Below are 18942 nucleotides of genomic sequence, written 5' to 3'. Positions count from 1 at the left end.
ACGGATTATGAATGTTAATTTTCCAACAAGAGATCTCGGCGATATATCGGTTACTGCGGTAAGTGATGGATATCTGCATGTCGACTTCGGAATGCTTTCAAATGTGGATGAGGACGAGTGCAAGGAAATTCAGCGCAGTGCACAAGTCAGTGAACTCAATGCGGTGCATATTAATACTTTTTTAGTCCGCCAGAAGGGTAAAAATATTCTTATCGATAGCGGGGCAGGAGGCGTTAAGGGCTGGGGCGGCAAACTGGTTGCTAATCTGGATCTGCTGGGGATACAACCTGGCAATATTGACGCGGTATTACTCACACATGCCCATCCTGATCATATTGGCGGATTATTAAACGCAGAGGGTGAGGCTGTATTTGCTAATGCCGAATTGATCATAAACAGCGATGAATTTAATTATCTGCAAGATGATGAAAATTTCGCTGCTGTCAGTGACCGCGTAAAAGGCAATTTCCTGCTGGCGCGAAGTATATTCAAAAAGTATCAGAAAAATCTTCGTCTCATCGATAAAGGCGAGGTATTTCCTGGTGTTTTTGCGATCCCGCTGAAAGGTCACACGCCGGGTCATACAGGTTACCGGATTGAGGGTAACAGAGATAGCCTGTTGATTTGGGGTGATATTGTTCATTTTCCTCATATTCAACTGCTAAAACCGGATGTTGCCATTGCCTTTGACTATGATCCTCAAATGGCGGCAGAGACACGTTCCCGCATACTTGAAAGCGTGAGCTCGGACAGCGTTCTTGTCGGTGGTATGCATTTTGGCGAACAAGGATTTGGTTATATTGAAAAACGTAAATCCGGATACGTGACCGTCGATATCCACTAGTTAAAACTTTCATCAGAACGTTCTGCTCTGAAAATACTTTATTTCCTGACCGGCAACGCAACGGTTAATTATTGGTAACCGGTCAGGCTCTGCTTAAGTTGCTTTGCCGCTATTTATTTTTGCTGTGTAACATTGTCGCTATGCTACTGAATAAATCTTCCGGTATAAAATACTATCCTCAGGGGGAACACCATGAATCCTGCAATAAACAGAGAAATAAGTATTGATGCTATTCATGCTGACGCCATTGAAATGGCGGGGAGTCAGCCAATAACAACCGGGAAATTACCCCCGCAGACCAAACTTCCATCGCTTACCGGCAGCAGATTCTGGGCGGCTTTATTAGTTTTTTTATTTCATTCATCGCTACCCAGCGATCTCGCTCCCTTTTCAGATCCAACCATACAGCACATTTTCACCGTTATTGTGGGTAAAGCGGGCTGGCTCGGCGTTTCATATTTCTTCATACTCAGTGGATTCATTATGGTGTGGTCTGCGAGAGATAATGACACCGTGGGAGATTTTTACCTGCGACGTTTTGCAAAGATTTACCCTACGCATTGTCTGACCTGGGCTATAGCATTCATTATTGGTGCCATGAGTATCTATCAATATAAACTTTGGTCATCAAACCTTCTGTTATTGAATACCTGGGTTGATGATGTTCACTATTTTTTCGTCGGTAACAGACCCAGCTGGTCTCTTTGTATAGAAGCGATGTTTTATCTTTCTTTCCCCTTTCTTTTCAGAGTAATGAAGACAATACCTGAAAAATTCGATTTAGCCGGATTAATAATAGTAACGGCGGCATCCTTATTGGTTCAAACATATATTTACATCTGGGTTGAGCCGGACAAGATGATGGGGGCGTTTCCGATCTCGCAGCAACACTTTTGGGTTTCGTATATTTTTCCCCCATCACGCATATTTGAATTCCTTGCCGGTATGTTTGCAGCCCGGCTGCTGATGAACGGACGAATGCTCGTGCTGACGAAAACGGCGTCGTTTACCCTGCTTGCAGCAACTTACATCGGTTCCATGTATATCCCTTACCAGTTCAGTATGAGCGTGGTTTTCATCATCCCGGTGTGTTTATTAATCGTTTCGATTGCGGGTGATGATTTAAAATACCGAAACACTCTGTTAAACAGCAAAACATCGGTGTGGTTAGGAGAAATATCCTATTCCTTCTATATGGTTCATTTCTTAGTGCTCTTTTATTTTTTGAATCTTACGGCAGGAAGAAAGTTTAGCTTACCGGAGGGAATTGCGCTTATCGCCGTCGCGTTGGTTTTATCCGTCTCATTTGCCTCTTTTTTATATAAGTACTTTGAAGTGCCCGTGATGAAATTAATACTGGAGAAGTGCAGAGCGAAAGCCTTAGTGGCTCTGCGTAAACCTTCATAACAGATAGCGGAGTATTGATCATCTTGTCGTCAGAATACGACGAACGGGGGAGAGCAGGCTTATTGGATGGGAGGGCATACGGCAGATGTATGCTCTCCCATTTGTATTTGAGATGAGGGAATTTCACTAACATGGGGAGTGTACGTGTGGGCTACGAATGCCTTAATAACCGATATTGTGCAGCCGGGGATCCTGAAAAAGTGAGGTCATTATGCCTCTGAATTTAGTGCTATCCAGATAAGGTGAATCTGTACGATAAACAAGCTCTATTTTGAAGTCATTGAACTGGCCACTGAGTTCATGAATTTTTATCTTATTTTGTACCTCGCCGCTGATAGAACAACGTAAAACTAACGACACGCCTTTGCCGGCAGCGATGCTGGAGAACAGTACGGGATAGGAACCACATTCTACCACCCGCTTAGGCGTGATATGCCCTTCATTAAAAAGAACATTATAATTGCGGGTAGTGGTTGCACATTTTTTGCTGCTGAGTAAAAAAACTTCGCCATCCAGACTGGAGATGTCTTTAATGGTGGGGTAATTTTTCTCTGTAATAATAACCAGTTCGCTGGAGAGTAATATGGAGCGTGCATGTTGCGTGTTTGAAAAACCTGCACCGATTATTACCGCATCAAATTCGTTTTGGTCGAAGGCATTAAGCAAGCTTATGGTGTTCCCAATCGAAATATCGATATTCCAGCCCAAATCATGACCTAAATCGATCAGTGAACTGACAATATAGGGGGGTAGACATTCGATTATGCCAATACGTATATTCAGCTGGCTATTTTTGGAGTGGGAAATGTTGTTTTTACAATCATCCGCAAGATTCAATATTTTAAGTGCGTAGTCATAAAGTATCTGGCCTTGCGCAGTCAGTGAGCACCCATCGGTTTTTCGATCTAACAGGGTGACATCCAGATTATCCTCCAGGCTCCTGATTCGGTGGGAAATACTCGATTGCACGCGATTCAGACGCTCGGCTGCCTGGGTTATGTTCCCTGTCTCCACGACTGTCACGAACGCAAGAAGTTCACTTAGCTTCATTTGAGACCTCATGCTAAAAATTAGTTCACCGTCACAACAATTATTTATATTCTGTATTAGTGAGTTTGTCACTATGTTTTAAAATCTCCGCTCCGGGCTACCACTGCGGGCACTGCGTGGCCACATCAGGGTGCGTGTCATTATTATTACCTTTCCGGCAGACATTAATTCTGAATTACGAATTTCAACAACAGACTGTGCTTATTTTCACGCTCTGTAACTCATGCTCATTTCCCTGAACTTTCCGTCCTCCTCAACAGGCATTTTGTCAGGGCATCAATACTTTCGATGAATGCCTCGATTTTATTCGCTGGTCTTTTATTGCCATGCCCATTACGATTTTATGAGTGATGGAGAGTATTCTCATATAAATCAACGCGTTGTCTATTTCTATTATCTGGATATATATATTACCGGATCTCAATTACGTGTATTTCGACAATTCATTTTTGTTTATGGGGTGAAATATGGCGCATGCAGAGTTTGATGAGGTAATGGTTGAGCTGGTTGACTACGCCTATGAGCGGACAACCTTTGATAATGAGACTTTACGCCTGGCGCGTTATTGTCTGCTGGATTCGATAGGTTGCGCAATTGCCGCCTCTGCCGATCACGACTGTCTGAAACTAATGGGCAGCGCTCAGTTCAGCAAGAGTCAGGCGGGTGTCCCGGTGGTCGGTACCGGACTCAGACTGGGACCGATCGAGGCGGCCTTTCATATCGGTTCGATGATCCGCTGGCTGGAGTTCAATGACACCTGGCTTGCGCAGGAGTGGGGGCACCCGTCCGATAATCTGGGGGCCATCCTGGCTGCCGCAACCTGGCATAGCCTGACTGACGGTAATCAGCCGCCCGCTGATATGACAGCCGTCCTGAATACGATGATTCGTGCTTATGAGATCCACGGCGTGCTGTGTCTGTCGAACTGTTTTAATGCGCTGGGGATTGACCATGTGGTGTTGGTGAAAGTGGCTTCTGCCATCGCCTCGGCTCAACTCCTCGGCTTGTCAAAAGACCAGGCACTGAGTGCACTGTCCAACGCTATTATCGACGGTCACTCTCTCCGAACCTACCGGCATGCGCCAAATGCCGGTACCCGTAAGTCATGGGCCGCCGGAGACGCCACGGCGCGTGGCCTGCAACTGGCGCTGTTCGCGCAAACCGGTGAAATGGGTTATCCCACCGCGCTGACGGTCAGCCGGTGGGGATTCAATGATGCTGTTTTGCGGGGCAAACCCTTCAATCTGTCGCGCAATCTGTCAGATTTTGTCATTAAGAACATCTTGTTCAAGGTTCCCAATCCCGCTGAGTATCACGCCCAGACTGCTGTAGAAGCGGCCATTAACCTTCGGGAACGGATACTGGCAGCCGGGTTTACGTCTGAGAGCATCGAGTATGTGCGGGTAGAAACAACCCGACCGGCGATTCAGATTATTGATAAATCAGGGCCGCTGAATAACTCCGCCGATCGCGATCACTGTCTCCAGTACATGGTTGCCGTGGGGCTGCAAACCGGAAATCTGACGATTAAAGATTTCCACGAACCGCTCGCCAGCGATCCTCAACTGGATGCACTGCGATTGAAAATCACCTGCACTGAACGCCCTTCCTTTACAGAGAGCTACTACGACCCTGACAAGCGCGCCATTCCCAATGCGCTCTATCTGAAGTGTCATGGCATGACTGAAGAGATCTCTGAAACCATTGAATATCCGCTCGGCCATGTTCGTCGCCGTGAAGAGTGTTTCGGGGCGCTGCTGACGAAATTCCATCTGAATCTTTCAGACAGCCCGCTGCGTGACCGCGCCCATATTCTGACCGAAACCCTGATTTCGGAATCGAAGCTTGATGCCATGTCCGTCACTGATTTGCTGAAAATGTTCTCCTGGGACTAGGCCGCATTTAACACACTTACCTATATTCATTTAGCGCGAGGTGATGAAGTGAAAAAAGCCATATTAGTGGGTTGCGGAGCGGAGATCGGCGCGAATTTGCTGATTCAGAATGATCCGGCGAAGGATGGTTTTGTTATTCAAACCGTCGTCACGAATCCTCCTTCTTTAGATAAACATTATCCTGAACTGCGTCCGATAGATGGCATCGTGGCCCGTCTGGCGATGGCGCATCCCGGCATCCAGTCTCACATCGACATTATCGATAATAACACCCTGCGGATCGACGGTCGTGAGGTTCACTTTTTCTTTGGCGATCTTGCCAAAGATCTTCCTCCGCAGACAGGTCGCTTCGACATTGGCTTTATCGCAACCAGCAAGCTGGATATGGACAAAAACAGCCCTGTCGCCCGCAACATGCAAGAACTCGCGGACGTGGTGCTGGGCGTTGCAGAGGCCAACGAACTGCCGAGTATCTATGGCTGTCTGGAAGATCTGACCCGCGATGATATCGACACGATACAACGCCAGGTGGTCGGTTCGGGCATGTATTGCCTCGGCTCCTGCCAGACCAATGGCATGCATGCCTCACTGCGCGTACTCACCGAGGCGCTCAGGGCTATCCAATGCAACGCCTCGCATATTGTGTCGGTTGAAACCGATATCGTGCATCCGGATACGCCTAACGGTGTACTCGGCACCCGATCATTCGAGGGACGCCTGCAGGATGCGCGCGACAATCTCCGTCCGAGCTTCTCACAAATTGCCATGAGTCAGGACAAGGTGATGCCCTGGGCACCGTTAGTGAATACCGTCTCATTACGCGCGCCTGTGCATGCCCCCGGCTATCAGATTAACCGTTTCATCGTTAAGGATGGCGGTGCGTTAACCCCCGGTCTCATTGAGGCGGCGATTGAGCGGGTGAGCGGGACGCATCCACATGTTGTGAAAGCATCGCGGTCACCGTTAGGAAGCCGTGCATATGCCTTCGAGCGCCGGTGTTCAACCATTCTTTCCGATCAGAATCACTTGCTCATTCTCCGGCCAGCCTATCTGGCCAGTCAGAATTTGAGTGAGGTCATCATCCAGTCGTTTGTTAACAACACCGTCGGCTATAGCGCTGTGGTACGTGCTGTAGCGCGTAGCCTCGCGCTTGGCCTGCCAGTGGCAACTTTCCAGGGGATTGAAAAATGACAAGCTCACATACTGTAGATTTTTTGAGTTCAGGCTTCGTTGTGAAGACGGCCATGTCCGAAATGTTCAATGGCAAACTGAAAGCCGAAGTCGATCAGATCCGGGCATTGCACGATATTTATCCGGAACTGATGGTGCCGGTCTTGCACGACGGGCTGGCAGCCGGGCGGCAATTTTATATTCTCGAGAAGATGGATTCCCTTCCGCTGTCCAGGATCGTCTTTGACGAACAACGGTCACTGGCTGAGCGCAGGATGATCGTCAGAAACGCACTGGAAAATGTACAGAAAGCGATCAGCCTGGAATCAGAAACCTCGTCGGCAATAACCCACGAGATGCCCGCCAGATTACAGGAAGAGTGGGAAGGCACGCGCTTCGCTCATGAGCTGTTTGATAAACCTATTCTGCTTAACGGGGTGCGTTTCAGTACCACGGCCCGGGAAGTCTATGAAAGAGCGCTGGAGCTGGCCCGGACTGAAGAGTTCAGATCGGTAGAAAAAGCCCATTTCAATTTTCACTTCGGCAATGTGCTCTATAACGAGGAGCATGCTCAGACACGTTTCATTGACCCTGACTTTTCCGTACGCGGGCTGGATCCGCTTTTCGGCTTCTCGCGGTTTGCTTTTTCGTTCTGGCATGAGCTTGCGGCAGAGGTAAAGGATGCAGTCAAAATGGTCCCGATGGCGGATGCACTGATGTTCGTGCTGGCGAAACCGGACTACGGCAGCATTCTTAGCGAGATCCCTGAGTTAGGCGGTATTTCCGGCCTGCTGCCGCTGATGGGGGAAAGTATGCGCAACCGGTTCTATGTCCTCACCACCTACTGTTTCCTGAGGAGTATCCGCATCAACGGCAGTAAACAGCCCTGGAAAGCGCCGCGCTCTCCCGTTGTTGCCAGCCCGGAAGAAGTGCTGATGCTGGGCCTGCTGGCCTACCTCGAAGGACCGGTTGCTGAGGCTGAAAGCCTCTGTGCGTAATTTCAATTCAATATAGGATGATAAGGATATGTCGCTGGTAAGCAGTAGTCCCTTAGAACAAGGATTTGAGGCGCCAAGGCGCTATCTGGCGGCTGCCGCCATTTTGATTGGCGTGGTTATGGCGGCGCTGGACAGTTCCATCGTCAATATATCCTTGCCCTCTATTGCGGAGGCTTTACGGGTAGATTCTGCCTCTGTCATCTGGGTGACCAACGCCTATCAGGTTGCCAGCGCTGCAACGATGTTGATCTGTGCATCGCTGGGTTCGAGGATAGGGGAGCGGCGCTTCTACACCGCGGGCATGGTGCTGTTTACGCTGGCATCGCTGGGCTGTAGCCTCTCCCCGAGCTTCGGCATGCTGGTTGCCATGCGTATACTTCAGGGGGTGAGCTATGCGGTCATGATCAGCGTCGGGCTGGGTCTGTACAGGGTTATCTTTCCGCCGCATACGTTGGGCACCATTTTAGGGCTGAACGCGCTGGCTTTTGCGGTGGGGACGGCCATCGGCCCGGCGTTAGGCGGCCTGATCATCTCTTATCTGGACTGGCCATGGTTGTTCTACATCAATCTCCCGCTGGGTGCACTTGCCATTGTCTTCTCCCTGATCTCCCTGGGCGTCGATACTGAGAAGGAAAAAGGCTTCGACTGGGGAGGTGCGGTGACCTCAGCCGTCGCTTTAGGGCTGATGGTCATCGCTGTGGATCAGATCGGGCGCTGGGATAGCCGCATACTCATGCTTTGCGGCGTCGCCTCGGTGCTGCTGCTGGCCATCTTTGTCAGCGTGCAGACGCGCTCAAAAAGCCCGTTGTTGCCGCTCGATATATTCCGTTCAAGGCGGTATACCTTTGCGGTGATCTCCTCTGTCTCAATGTTTGTGGCACAGGGGATGGCGCTGGTGGGGTTACCCTTTGTACTGCAGCATGCCTATCACTATTCGGTGCTGGAATCGGCGTTCATCTTTACACCGTGGCCGGTTGCCGTTGCAATCTGCGCTCCGGTGGCGGGCAGGCTGTCCAATCGTTTAAATCCTACCCAGATATCGACAGCCGGCGTGGTGATTTTCTCTCTGGGTTTAGGATCTCTGGCTCTGTTGCCGCAAGCGGCGACGGTGAATGATTTTCTCTGGCGCGTGGCGGTTTGCGGGATTGGCTATGGACTGTTCCTGCCGCCGAATAATAAAGAGATGTTCTCGAATGTGGCACCGAACCGAACGGTCACGGCCTCGGGGGTATTGTCAACCGCCAGGACAGCAGGGCAATCCATTGGTGCGGCGCTGGTCGCGATGGTTATTGCACTGTTGAACGGACTGACGGGGCAGGCGGGGGCACAGTTCGCCGTCTATGTCTTCGGGCTGGCCTGTCTTATCTCTGCGCTATCTTCTGTCTCAAGTATGCTGCGCCTGCACCGGTAACAGAGGTTATGCGTTATGCCCGCCGCAGGATAAATGCCATCCTGCGGCGGCTTTTCTGACGGATGGGTTATTCAGGCATTCACCGTTCAGATGACAAAAAATCCGCATACCCTGCTTTAGTGTCCGCGCTCTTTGACGCGTTAATGGCGATGCTGGCAGTCATGCCCGCCACTAATTCGACCCCGTTGGGCAGATGATCAATATGGATGCGTACCGGAATACGCTGAGCGAGTCGCACCCAGCTAAACGTGGACTCTACATCCGGCAGGCCCTGGCTACCGGGTGCGTCATTGCTATCATCTATCCCGCGACCAATGCTTTCTACGTGGCCTGTCAGCGCAGGTGCATATCCCATCAGCACGATTTTTGCCGTGCTACCGACATGAATACGCTGCATTTTCGTTTCCTCAAAATAACCCACTACCCAGAAACTGCTGGCATCAATAATGGCAACTTTTGTCTCCCCCGCGTTGGCATAATCGCCGGGACGCAGTCTCAGATGCGTGACATAGCCGTCTGCCGGAGAATGAATTGTCGCGCGGGAAAGATTGAGTTTTGCCAGTTCCAGCGCTGCCAGCGCCCCCTGATATTCCGCCGCCGCAACGCCCGCCGCACTGCTGGTATTTTGTATATCTTCTTTAGAGATTACCCCGCTAATCTGACTGCGACGTCTGGCAGCATCCTGACGCATTTGCATTTCATTTCGCTTCGCGTCAACCTCAGCCTGAGCGCTGAGTACCGCCAGTTTCAACCATTGCGGATCGATTGAATAAAGAATATCTCCGCGATTAACCCATTGGTTATCCATCACGGCAACGCGGTTTACCGGCCCGGAAACATCTGGCGTGATTTGCACCACATCTGCCCGTACCCGACCGTCACGCGTCCAGGGCGTCTGTGCATAATGTTTCCACAGCATGAAGGCAATAATGGCTGCCACCATGACGGCGCTTAGTGTAAATATATAGCGGCCTAACAGCGAAAAAAATGGTTTCATACTGATAATCCTGACGCGTCCAGCCCCTGCATTAACAAGGCAAAGATAATAATAAAAGTCGTGAAATCAATGAGCGGCCGGCAGGGTAAACGCCGATAGAATCTGCTAAAAGATAAAAAGGGTGTGATTAAAATCGTGCCGGAAAATGCCATCAAAGCCATGACTAATAAGCCAGGCAAAAAGACGCCACCGATATTAATGTCAGTAATCATGTGACTGTTCCTTATCCCTCTCTTTTAATGCACAGTTTTTTAACGCACAGTGCAGATCAATAATATGCTCAATAAGAGCGTGCGGTTGTTGATGTGAAACCGGCGGGTTAATGGCGAGTATCAGGCTAATACGTTTCTGTAATTCACCGGGCTGCGCACCGCGGGCCAGCAGGTTGAGAAGTGTATTTACCTGTAATGCGGTTTCTCCCTCCAGCTTATTCAGTGAGCGTTTTAAATAAGTCACTGCAAGTCCAATATTTAAATAATGCAGCAGGCTATTTAGCACCGAGTCCGCCGTCTGGTTACTGCGCGGGAGCCGGGGCAGGATCAGGGCAGTTCGATCTATCATCAGATTCACCCAGGCCACATCATTCATGGATGAGAGACCCTTTGCGCGATATCTGATGTCACGGCGACATCGGTGCAGCAGACGACGGATAGCAGAATCCGCCTGTACGGTCTGTAATAAACCCATACTGACCACGGCATAGCCGGTTGCGGCAAATAACGCGACCGCCGTGTTGATGGCAGTGGCAAAGTCACCACTGTAGCGTGCCCCTAATTCAGACAAGATGGGCAGTGTCAGCGTGATGCCCATAGCCATGAACGTGGTGGGCGGTCTGGCCTGCAGAGATCCGGCCAGCAAATAAGCAGGCGCAAGTACCGCAACCAGCACACTAAATTCGGTCACCTGGGGAAGAAGGATGAAGCTATAAATCAGGCTGATAATCACGCCATAGACGGAGCCTGCAATATATTTAACGATATGAGGAACCGGCGTGTCGAAACTGCCAAATAATGTGCAGCAGACGCCGAGAATCGATACCGCTGTGGCGCCATCGGGCCACGCGGAGTAAATCCACAGCAGACAGCCACTGAAGATGATGGCAAACGCCCCCAGCGCAGCACGCGCAGCCGTAAAATGATCCCGGTGATAAACGTAACCTTTTGCCTCTTCGGCTCCATCAATCATATGCTCAGGTTTGGCCAAAAGGAGGGCATGAGAAAGCTGTTCGCATTGCTGCAAAAGCATGATTGTCTCTTCCAGCCGTTTGACAAAATTAACGCGCAGCGCTTCTTTAAAATTTAATTCGTCAGCGGATGACCGGTGTCGCAACGCCACACAACGTCGCCGCAGCCTTTCAGCACCGGCCTTACGCGCGGTTGAATCCTCACAGGCGAGCCAGTCTGTGACCTCACTGACCAGCGTCGCAATGCTGTCCGGTAAGAGGTTTAATTCGTGCAGATAATCATGTAACTGGTTACTCACAACCAAGAGCCGCGACAATCTGTCATGTATTAACTGACGTGCTTTACGTGATGATTTTGATATCGCGAAGTCATAGGGCAGATGATGACCAAACCCGTCAAGGGACTGTAACGTCAGCGCAAGCTGAAGCTGCTTTTCTTTCTCGCCGGCTTCTCTTTTTAACGTGTCAATCACCATCCGGCGGGCATCACGCTGTGTTACCGCGAGCTTGCTGTTGAAAAGACCCGTAATGCGTTTGGGTATGACATAGCGGTGGATAAAGCTGGCACACAGGATCCCGATCATGATCTCCTGTACCCGGGTGATGGCGATGTCAAAAATTGCGCCGGGTTCGAACACCGCAGGAAAACCAATAAGACTTGCCGTGTAGCCCGCCAGAACAAAAGCATAGGCGCGGGGGGTACGGTCAAGCTGCGAAAAATAAAGGCAAAGTGTTATCCAGCCGGTCAGTACCAGACTGCAAATTATCGGTGTGTTGACAAAATTGGGCACAATCACCACCGTCATCGCCGCGCCTGTTATCGTGCCCGTCAGGCGATAAACGCTTCGGCTCAGTGAGGCACCGACGGACGTCTGCGAAACGATATAGACAGTAATAATTGACCAGGAAGGCCTGTCCAGACCGACAGACAAAGCGATGTAATAGGCCAGCATGGCAGCGGTAAACGTCTTGGCTGAATATAACAACGCATTCGCATCGTTAAGAAGCAAGGAGGAGGGGAATGCCCTGCGTAAAGAGTTGAACATGAGAGTAATGGCCCCTGGCAAGCGGTGGTGGCAAAAGAGTCATTTGCGCATACCGGCAATTATTGCCAGATTACTCAGGGGTGGAAATACTCTATACTGCCAAAAAATACCTGAATCCGGCCAATATGACGCTTTCCCGCGACGTTATTTCACTTTTTGATCCCGACTCCACCGGCTGTGCGGCTGTGGCGCGCCACATTGATTTCACCGAGTACGAAGCGGAAGTCCCCGTTCACACCCATCGAAAGGGACAGTTCATCCTTGCCCTGTATGGTGCGGTAACCTGTCGGGCTGAGAATGACATATGGATTGTGCCGCCTCACTGCGGCGTATGGATCCCCGGAGGAACTCCCCATAGTGCGAGAGCCACCTGGAATGCGCATCTCAGCTATTTATTTGTTGAGCCGGGAGCCGCCGCACTACCAGAACAATGCTGCACATTTGCTGTTTCTCCCCTTATTCGCGAACTGATTAGTCGTCTGGTCGGGGAAGATGCGCATTACCCGCCGGACAGCCATGCGGCACGGCTGGCACGGGTCACGCTTGATGAACTGGTGAATATGCCGCAGCAGAATTTTAATTTGCCGGTCTCAGAAAATCCCAAAATACGTGAGATGGCCGATGCGCTGGTCAGCCATCCGCAAGACCGCAGTACATTGCGTGAGTGGGCAAAACGCCTGGCATTAAGTGAACGTTCCCTTGCACGACTTATGGTGCGCGAAACAGGGCTTTCATTCGGACGCTGGCGTCAGCAACTTCATTTAATTATTGCGCTACGGGGGCTTGCCAGCGGCCAGTCCGTACAAAATGTGGCGAATGAATTAGGCTATGAGTCAGTCAATGCTTTCATCACCATGTTTAAGAAGTCTGTCGGCTGCACGCCTGCGCTCTATTTTAGTGAAAGAAAATAAGCCTGATACGGCCCGCGGACGATGACCTTCAATGCGCCGTGGCGAGGCATCTGCTGCCAGAACCCGCAAAAATCCCCTGTTGTTAATCAAATAAACTGAATCAGTATGTTAAACAAATGATATTTATTCTCATCCTGAGTCGCGTAAAGTAAACCCATCACTAAGCCCTGTTCCGCATGACAGAGACAGGGCACCGGTTTACGGATTATGAGGATGAAGACGCTATGAAAAAGATTGGATTTTTATCATTCGGGCACTGGACGCCATCCCCCCAGTCGGGCACGCGCTCGGCGGCTGATGCCTTATTGCAATCTATCGATCTGGCTGTCGCAGCCGAAGAACTGGGGGCCGATGGCGCTTATTTTCGGGTGCATCATTTTGCGCGCCAGCTTGCGTCGCCTTTCCCGTTGCTGGCAGCCATCGGCGCGAAAACCCGCAAGATTGAGATCGGTACCGGCGTTATCGATATGCGCTATGAAAATCCGTTGTATATGGCGGAAAGCGCCAGCGCTGCGGATCTGATTTCCGGGGGGCGTTTACAGCTCGGTATCAGCCGTGGTTCGCCTGAGCAGGTCATCGACGGCTGGCGCTATTTTGGTTATCAGCCGGAAGAAGGCGAAACGGAAGCCGATATGGCGCGCCGTCATACAGAGAAACTGCTTGATGTCCTGCGCGGCGAAGGTTTTGCGAAACCTAATCCGCAACCGATGTTTGCGAATCCGCCGGGTTTGTTACGCCCTGAACCCTATTCTGCCGGGCTGCGTGAACGTATCTGGTGGGGCGCGGGCTCGAATGCTACCGCCGTCTGGGCGGCGAAACTGGGCATGAACCTGCAAAGCTCCACGCTGAAAGATGATGAAACCGGCGAGGCGTTCCATATTCAGCAGGCGCAGCAAATTCGCGCTTACCGTCAGGCCTGGGCTGAGGCGGGGCATGAGCGTACACCGCGTGTGTCCGTCAGCCGCAGTATTTTCGCCCTGATGGATGACCGCGACCGCGCGTATTTTGGCGGCAGCGGCGATGATGGCGACAAAGTCGGCTTCCTCGATGAGAAAACCCGGGCGATTTTCGGCCGCAGCTATGCGGCGACACCGGACAGATTGATCAAATTGCTGAAGCAGGATGAAGCGATCGCCGAAGCCGACACCTTATTGCTGACCGTTCCGAATCAGCTCGGCGTCGATTATAACGTGCATGTGATTGAGTCAATTCTCAAATATGTCGCCCCTGAAATGGGCTGGCGTGAATAATCGCTGAAGAAAGTTTCAGAAACCCAAAGCCTGCATGAGGAAACTCAGGCGGGCTTTTTGCATTTTGAGACGCTGACAGAGAAACCTCTGTCAGTCAGGGGCTATTCTATAATCAGAGCGGGTGGCATTTTGGTGATAAAACCCGCAAAAAGCGCGTATAAGTCCTAAGGCAAAATCTATCAAATACATAGGGTGATTCAGATGTGACTGGTTTCAATCCGCGTATAGAGTAGCAATGAGACTACATAACAGGAGTGTGAGCATGAGCAGTTCTATTGATGAAGAAGCAAACGACGCAAAGCCAATTGTTGAAGCAGACAGAGAAGCCGGTGCCGGTAAATGTCCTTTCCATGAAGGAAACTCAAATAAAGCCTCTGGCGGCGGGACAACTAACCGTGACTGGTGGCCTAACCAGCTCAGGGTTGACCTGCTGAATCAGCACTCAAATCGCTCAAACCCGTTGGGCGAATCCTTTGATTATCGTAAAGAATTTGCCAAATTAGATTACTCCGCACTGAAAGCCGACCTCAAAGGGGTGCTCACTGCGTCGCAGCCCTGGTGGCCGGCGGACTGGGGCAGCTACATCGGTCTGTTCATTCGTCTGGCATGGCACAGCGCCGGGACGTATCGCTCCGTCGACGGACGCGGTGGTTCCGGTCGCGGCCAGCAGCGCTTCGCCCCGTTAAACTCCTGGCCGGACAACGTCAGTCTGGATAAAGCGCGCCGTCTGTTGTGGCCGGTGAAACAAAAATACGGTCAGAAAATTTCCTGGGCCGATCTGTATATTCTGGCGGGGAACGTCGCGCTGGAAAACTCCGGTTTCCGCACCTTTGGTTTTGGTGCCGGGCGTGAAGACGTCTGGGAACCGGATCTGGACATTAACTGGGGTGATGAAACCACCTGGCTGGAACACCGCCATCCTGAAGAGCTGGCCAAATCGCCGCTGGGCGCGACTGAAATGGGGCTGATTTACGTCAACCCGGAAGGGCCGAATCACAGTGGTGATCCGGCGTCGGCTGCGCCGGCCATTCGTGCCACGTTCGGTAATATGGGCATGAATGATGAAGAGATCGTCGCGTTGATTGCCGGTGGTCACACGCTGGGTAAAACACACGGCGCAGGTCCGGCCGATAATGTGGGTGTTGACCCGGAAACCGCACCGATTGAATCACAAGGCCTGGGCTGGAAAAGCAGTCACGGAACCGGTGTCGGCGCGGATGCCATCACCTCCGGCCTGGAAGTGATCTGGTCGCAAACCCCGACGCAGTGGAGCAATTACTTCTTCGAGAACCTGTTCAAATACGAGTGGGTGCAGACCCGCAGCCCGGCAGGGGCGATTCAGTTCGAAGCCGCTGATGCGCCGGACATTATTCCTGATCCGTTCGATACCTCAAAAAAACGCAAACCGACCATGCTGGTGACCGATCTGACGCTGCGTTTTGATCCGGAATTCGAGAAAATTTCCCGTCGTTTCCACGGTGATCCGCAGGCCTTCAACGAAGCTTTTGCCCGTGCATGGTACAAACTGACCCACCGCGATATGGGGCCGAAAGCCCGTTACATCGGACCGGAAGTGCCAAAGGAAGACTTAATCTGGCAGGATCCGTTGCCGGTGCCGGTGTATCACCCGACGGCTGGCGATATCGCGCAGCTTAAAGAAAAAATTGCCGCTTCCGGCCTGAGCGTCAGTGAACTGGTCTCGGTGGCGTGGGCGTCAGCGTCGACCTTCCGTGGCGGCGACAAACGCGGCGGTGCGAACGGTGCGCGTCTGGCGCTGCGTCCGCAAAGAGACTGGGAAGTGAATGCCATTGCAGCCCGCGCACTGCCTGCTCTGGAAGCTATCCAGCAGTCATTCCAGAAGGTGTCTCTGGCGGATGTGATCGTTTTAGCCGGTTCGGTTGGTATTGAAAAGGCGGCGAAAGCGGCTCATATCGACATCGACGTGCCTTTCACGCCGGGTCGGGTGGATGCGCGTCAGGATCAGACGGATATTGAGTCGTTCGAACTGCTTAAGCCTAAAGCGGATGGTTTCCGTAACTACCGTGGCGAAACGGCCAATACATCGACTGAAAATCTTCTGATCGACAAGGCTCAGCAACTGACCCTGACCGTGCCGGAATTAACGGTGCTGGTCGGCGGATTACGTGCGCTGGGGGCTAACTACGACGGCAGTAATCTGGGCGTGTTCTCGGAAAAAACCGGTGAGCTGAACACGGATTTCTTCGCGAATCTGCTGGATATGCGTACCGAATGGAAACCTGTTGATGGCTCCGGTGAGCGTTTTGAAGGTCGTGATCGCGTCAGCGGAGAAGTCAGATTCGCCGCCACGCGTGCCGATCTGGTGTTTGGCTCGAATGCCATATTACGTGCCAACGCGGAGGTTTACGCCAGCAGTGACGCCAAAGAGAAGTTCGTGAAAGACTTTGTCGCCGCCTGGACTAAAGTGATGAATCTGGACAGATTCGAGCTTTGATCTGAACTGATCGTTTGAAAGCCAAAAGCCCGCTTAAATTTTATTAAGCGGGCTTTTTTTTCAGTCACGCAATAAAAGAGGATTGTTATCTAATTCCAGGGTGTCGCGTACCTCCCAGCCCCTGAGCTTGCCGGGGTTAAGTAACCCGTCGGGATCAAGACACTTTTTAACCGAAACGACGTCAGGTTTAATTTCTCCCTGTTTACCCTCTTCAATGCGATAAACATGCGGGTTATTTATTTTCACGTCATTATCACGGAAGATTTTCATTATTTCGTTCAGTCTTTCTTCGGTGGAATAACGCACAAGTTGTAAACCGCTGGCGGTGATATTGCCGTCATTGTCACGCAGGAACTCAATATGCGAAATCACCTCGTCGCCGAACAAAGCCGCCATATCGATGATCTGCTGGCGATAATTCGTATAATTAAACGCCGTCTGTAAATAGGTCAGGGTGCTGTCAATTTTCAGCGCGTGCAGCGTGGTGTGGTTCCAGCAATATTCCATCAGCGACGCATTAGCCTCACGCGCCGCGTCGGCAGACTGACGCACTGCGCTGTGCCCGTGGTACTTTTCCAGCAGATGGGCGCAGAAACCTTCGCTTTCCTGCGCAATCACGCTGATCACCGCATGCTGGCTGGCCTGATAATGCCCGTTCAGATGACTGAAATAAGACGGGATCGGCGCGGCAAACAGCGCGAGCTGGCGTTTGACCAGCCCCGGTGAACGGGCAACGGCGTTGGCATAATCCAGTGCGTCGGTGAAGTCGTCGAACACGTCCAGCCGTTCAATCCACTGATGAACCGGTGCCAGCGCCAGTTCAACCTCAAGCACAATGCCGTTGCTGCCATACGCGTGATGCAGCAGCAATGCCTGCGGGGCGGGCACATGCAGAATGCGCGGTTCGGCTTCCATGGTCATGACTTTTACGCTGAGCACATTGCCCGGCGCGCCGAGCGGGCCGTAGTTGATCGAGCCGATACCGCCAAAGCCGCCGCCGTAAAGGCCACCCAGGCTGGCGAGCCGGTAAGTGGAGGGCATGCAGCGCAGTTCCCAGCCTGCCGGACGGGTCAGGGTTTCAATCTCCGCCAGCCGGATCCCCGCCTGTGCCCGCACCACGCCGTTGCCCAGTTCGCAAACCTGATTAAACCCGGTCATGTCCACCAGAATTCCGCCTTCCAGCGGCACCAGTTGGCCGTAGTTGCCGGTCGCGCCGCCGCGCAAAATCAGCGGTAACTGGTGCTGAACGCAGGCTTTCACCAGCAAAATCAGCTCTTCTTCGCTGCGCGGCCTGACCACAGCATCGGCCTGTTTGTCTTCCAGTTGCCGCTTGAGCACCGGGCTGAACCAGTGAAAATCACGGGAAAGGCGTTTAACCTTCGGCGCCTGTAAAGTCCAGTCGAGATCAGGCAGCGCCTGCTGAATCAGGGCGAGCGCCTGTTGACGTTGTTCGCTGTCCATATTCTTCCTGCCAAAAATGAATGAGGTTAATGAGATTGCACGGCTTCGCTTTCATGCCAGGCGCTCAGGGCGCGCCTCGAAATCCACGACATCACACCAAACAGCGCGATACCGGTGAGTGAAATTAACAGCAGGGCGGCAAACATCAGCGGGATGTCGAGCTGATAGCCCGCCTGCAATATCTGGTAGGCCAGACCGGTGTTATTGCCGCCGGTGCCCGCCACGAATTCAGCCACCACGGCACCAATCAGCGACAGGCCACTGGAAATGCGCAGCGCGCCGAAAAAATACGGCAGCGCAGAAGGGATGCGTAAGCGGATCAGGATTTGCAGACGGCTGGCGCGGCTGAGCTGGAAATAACTCAGCAGGCCGGGCGAGACACTGCGCAACCCCTGCGTGGTGTTAGAAATGATCGGGAACACCGCCATCAGCGTCGAACACACCACCAGCGACAACGTGGTGTCTTTGACCCAGATGATGATCAGCGGCGCGATGGCGACAATCGGGGTCACTTGTAAAAACACGATGTACGGGAACAACGCGGTTTCAACAAAGCGGTTCTGCACCAGCACGAAAGCCACGACCGAACCGATGACGATGGAGAGTAAAAACGAGATCAAAGTGATTTTCAGCGTAAACAGCAGTGACATGGTCAGCGTACCGAAGTTGGTCCACAGGCTTTCCAGCATCACTACCGGCGAAGGCACCAGAAACTGGGGGATTTTGAAATAACTCACCCAGCCCTGCCACAGCAAAACCACCACAATCGCGACCACAGCCGGATACAGCACCTTGCGAAAGGTTTGGTTATTGATCCACGGAGAGGATTTTTGAGTTTGCATAGCG

Annotated in this window: 15 protein-coding genes; 9 read left to right on the top strand and 6 right to left on the bottom strand. The window is 51.9% G+C overall.

What is annotated here, in order from left to right; genetic code table 11:
• Positions 1-7 precede the first annotated feature (7 nt).
• Positions 8-844 carry an MBL fold metallo-hydrolase gene (locus tag HGO41_RS07650; RefSeq protein WP_037034806.1) on the top strand — a complete coding sequence of 279 codons (837 nt, stop codon included), beginning with the start codon at positions 8-10 and terminating at the stop codon, positions 842-844.
• Positions 845-1036: 192 nt separating this feature from the next.
• Positions 1037-2251, top strand: a complete 1215-nt coding sequence (locus tag HGO41_RS07645) for an acyltransferase family protein (RefSeq protein ID WP_013575191.1) — start codon at positions 1037-1039, stop codon at positions 2249-2251.
• Between the two features lie 162 nt (positions 2252-2413).
• On the opposite strand, the gene HGO41_RS07640 is transcribed toward HGO41_RS07645, so the two are convergent.
• Positions 2414-3301 (bottom strand): LysR family transcriptional regulator, encoded by an 888-nt coding sequence (locus HGO41_RS07640; RefSeq protein WP_013575192.1) that lies wholly within the window; start codon positions 3299-3301, stop codon positions 2414-2416.
• A gap of 467 nt (positions 3302-3768) precedes the next feature.
• Here HGO41_RS07640 and HGO41_RS07635 point away from each other — a divergent pair, with 467 nt between their 5' ends.
• From HGO41_RS07635 to HGO41_RS07620, 4 genes are read left to right on the top strand one after another with little or no spacing between them, the layout of a single operon-like run.
• Positions 3769-5196 carry a bifunctional 2-methylcitrate dehydratase/aconitate hydratase gene (locus tag HGO41_RS07635; protein ID WP_250980934.1) on the top strand — a complete coding sequence of 476 codons (1428 nt, stop codon included), beginning with the start codon at positions 3769-3771 and terminating at the stop codon, positions 5194-5196.
• Positions 5197-5244: 48 nt separating this feature from the next.
• Positions 5245-6387 carry a hypothetical protein gene (locus tag HGO41_RS07630; RefSeq protein ID WP_250980933.1) on the top strand — a complete coding sequence of 381 codons (1143 nt, stop codon included), beginning with the start codon at positions 5245-5247 and terminating at the stop codon, positions 6385-6387.
• 53 nt (positions 6388-6440) lie between these two features.
• A complete protein-coding gene (locus HGO41_RS07625) occupies positions 6441-7364 on the top strand; it encodes an aminoglycoside phosphotransferase family protein (protein ID WP_223509396.1) in 924 nt (307 codons plus the stop codon).
• 28 nt (positions 7365-7392) lie between these two features.
• Positions 7393-8775, top strand: coding sequence for a DHA2 family efflux MFS transporter permease subunit (locus HGO41_RS07620; protein WP_250980932.1), 1383 nt, complete (start codon positions 7393-7395; stop codon positions 8773-8775).
• 79 nt (positions 8776-8854) lie between these two features.
• On the opposite strand, the gene HGO41_RS07615 is transcribed toward HGO41_RS07620, so the two are convergent.
• Genes HGO41_RS07615 through HGO41_RS07605 form a run of 3 tightly spaced genes read right to left on the bottom strand, consistent with a single transcriptional unit; the run spans position 8855 to position 12001 of the window.
• On the bottom strand, positions 8855-9772 hold the full coding sequence (locus tag HGO41_RS07615) for an HlyD family secretion protein (RefSeq protein ID WP_250980931.1): 918 nt from the start codon (positions 9770-9772) through the stop codon (positions 8855-8857).
• Entirely contained in the window at positions 9769-9984 is a 216-nt protein-coding gene (locus HGO41_RS07610) for a DUF1656 domain-containing protein (protein WP_013575198.1), read from the bottom strand. Before HGO41_RS07610 ends, HGO41_RS07615 begins: the two co-directional genes overlap by 4 nt.
• Entirely contained in the window at positions 9974-12001 is a 2028-nt protein-coding gene (locus HGO41_RS07605; protein ID WP_250980958.1) for an FUSC family protein, read from the bottom strand. The genes HGO41_RS07610 and HGO41_RS07605 overlap by 11 nt, the downstream gene beginning before the upstream one ends.
• 125 nt (positions 12002-12126) lie before the next feature.
• Here HGO41_RS07605 and HGO41_RS07600 point away from each other — a divergent pair, with 125 nt between their 5' ends.
• The 3 genes from HGO41_RS07600 (at position 12127) to katG (ending at position 16635) form a co-directional block, all read left to right on the top strand.
• Complete coding sequence (locus HGO41_RS07600) at positions 12127-12912, top strand: AraC family transcriptional regulator (protein ID WP_013575200.1); 786 nt, start codon at positions 12127-12129, stop codon at positions 12910-12912.
• A 224-nt stretch (positions 12913-13136) separates the two neighbouring features.
• Positions 13137-14162 carry an LLM class flavin-dependent oxidoreductase gene (locus HGO41_RS07595; RefSeq protein ID WP_013575201.1) on the top strand — a complete coding sequence of 342 codons (1026 nt, stop codon included), beginning with the start codon at positions 13137-13139 and terminating at the stop codon, positions 14160-14162.
• Positions 14163-14424: 262 nt separating this feature from the next.
• Positions 14425-16635 carry a catalase/peroxidase HPI gene (gene katG / locus HGO41_RS07590; RefSeq protein WP_240966957.1) on the top strand — a complete coding sequence of 737 codons (2211 nt, stop codon included), beginning with the start codon at positions 14425-14427 and terminating at the stop codon, positions 16633-16635.
• A gap of 60 nt (positions 16636-16695) precedes the next feature.
• Here the strand turns inward: katG and HGO41_RS07585 are convergent, their stop codons facing one another.
• Together HGO41_RS07585 and HGO41_RS07580 are read right to left on the bottom strand one after the other, a co-directional pair.
• Complete coding sequence (locus tag HGO41_RS07585; RefSeq protein WP_223509391.1) at positions 16696-18096, bottom strand: FAD-binding oxidoreductase; 1401 nt, start codon at positions 18094-18096, stop codon at positions 16696-16698.
• A gap of 26 nt (positions 18097-18122) precedes the next feature.
• Positions 18123-18938 carry an ABC transporter permease gene (locus HGO41_RS07580; protein WP_013575204.1) on the bottom strand — a complete coding sequence of 272 codons (816 nt, stop codon included), beginning with the start codon at positions 18936-18938 and terminating at the stop codon, positions 18123-18125.
• Positions 18939-18942: the final 4 nt, after the last annotated feature.

It is taken from the genome of Rahnella sp. CG8 (assembly GCF_023701875.1).
Taxonomy (GTDB): domain Bacteria; phylum Pseudomonadota; class Gammaproteobacteria; order Enterobacterales; family Enterobacteriaceae; genus Rahnella; species Rahnella aceris.
Note: the sequence above shows the minus strand (reverse complement) of the source record. Positions and strands in the feature narration are given on the sequence as shown.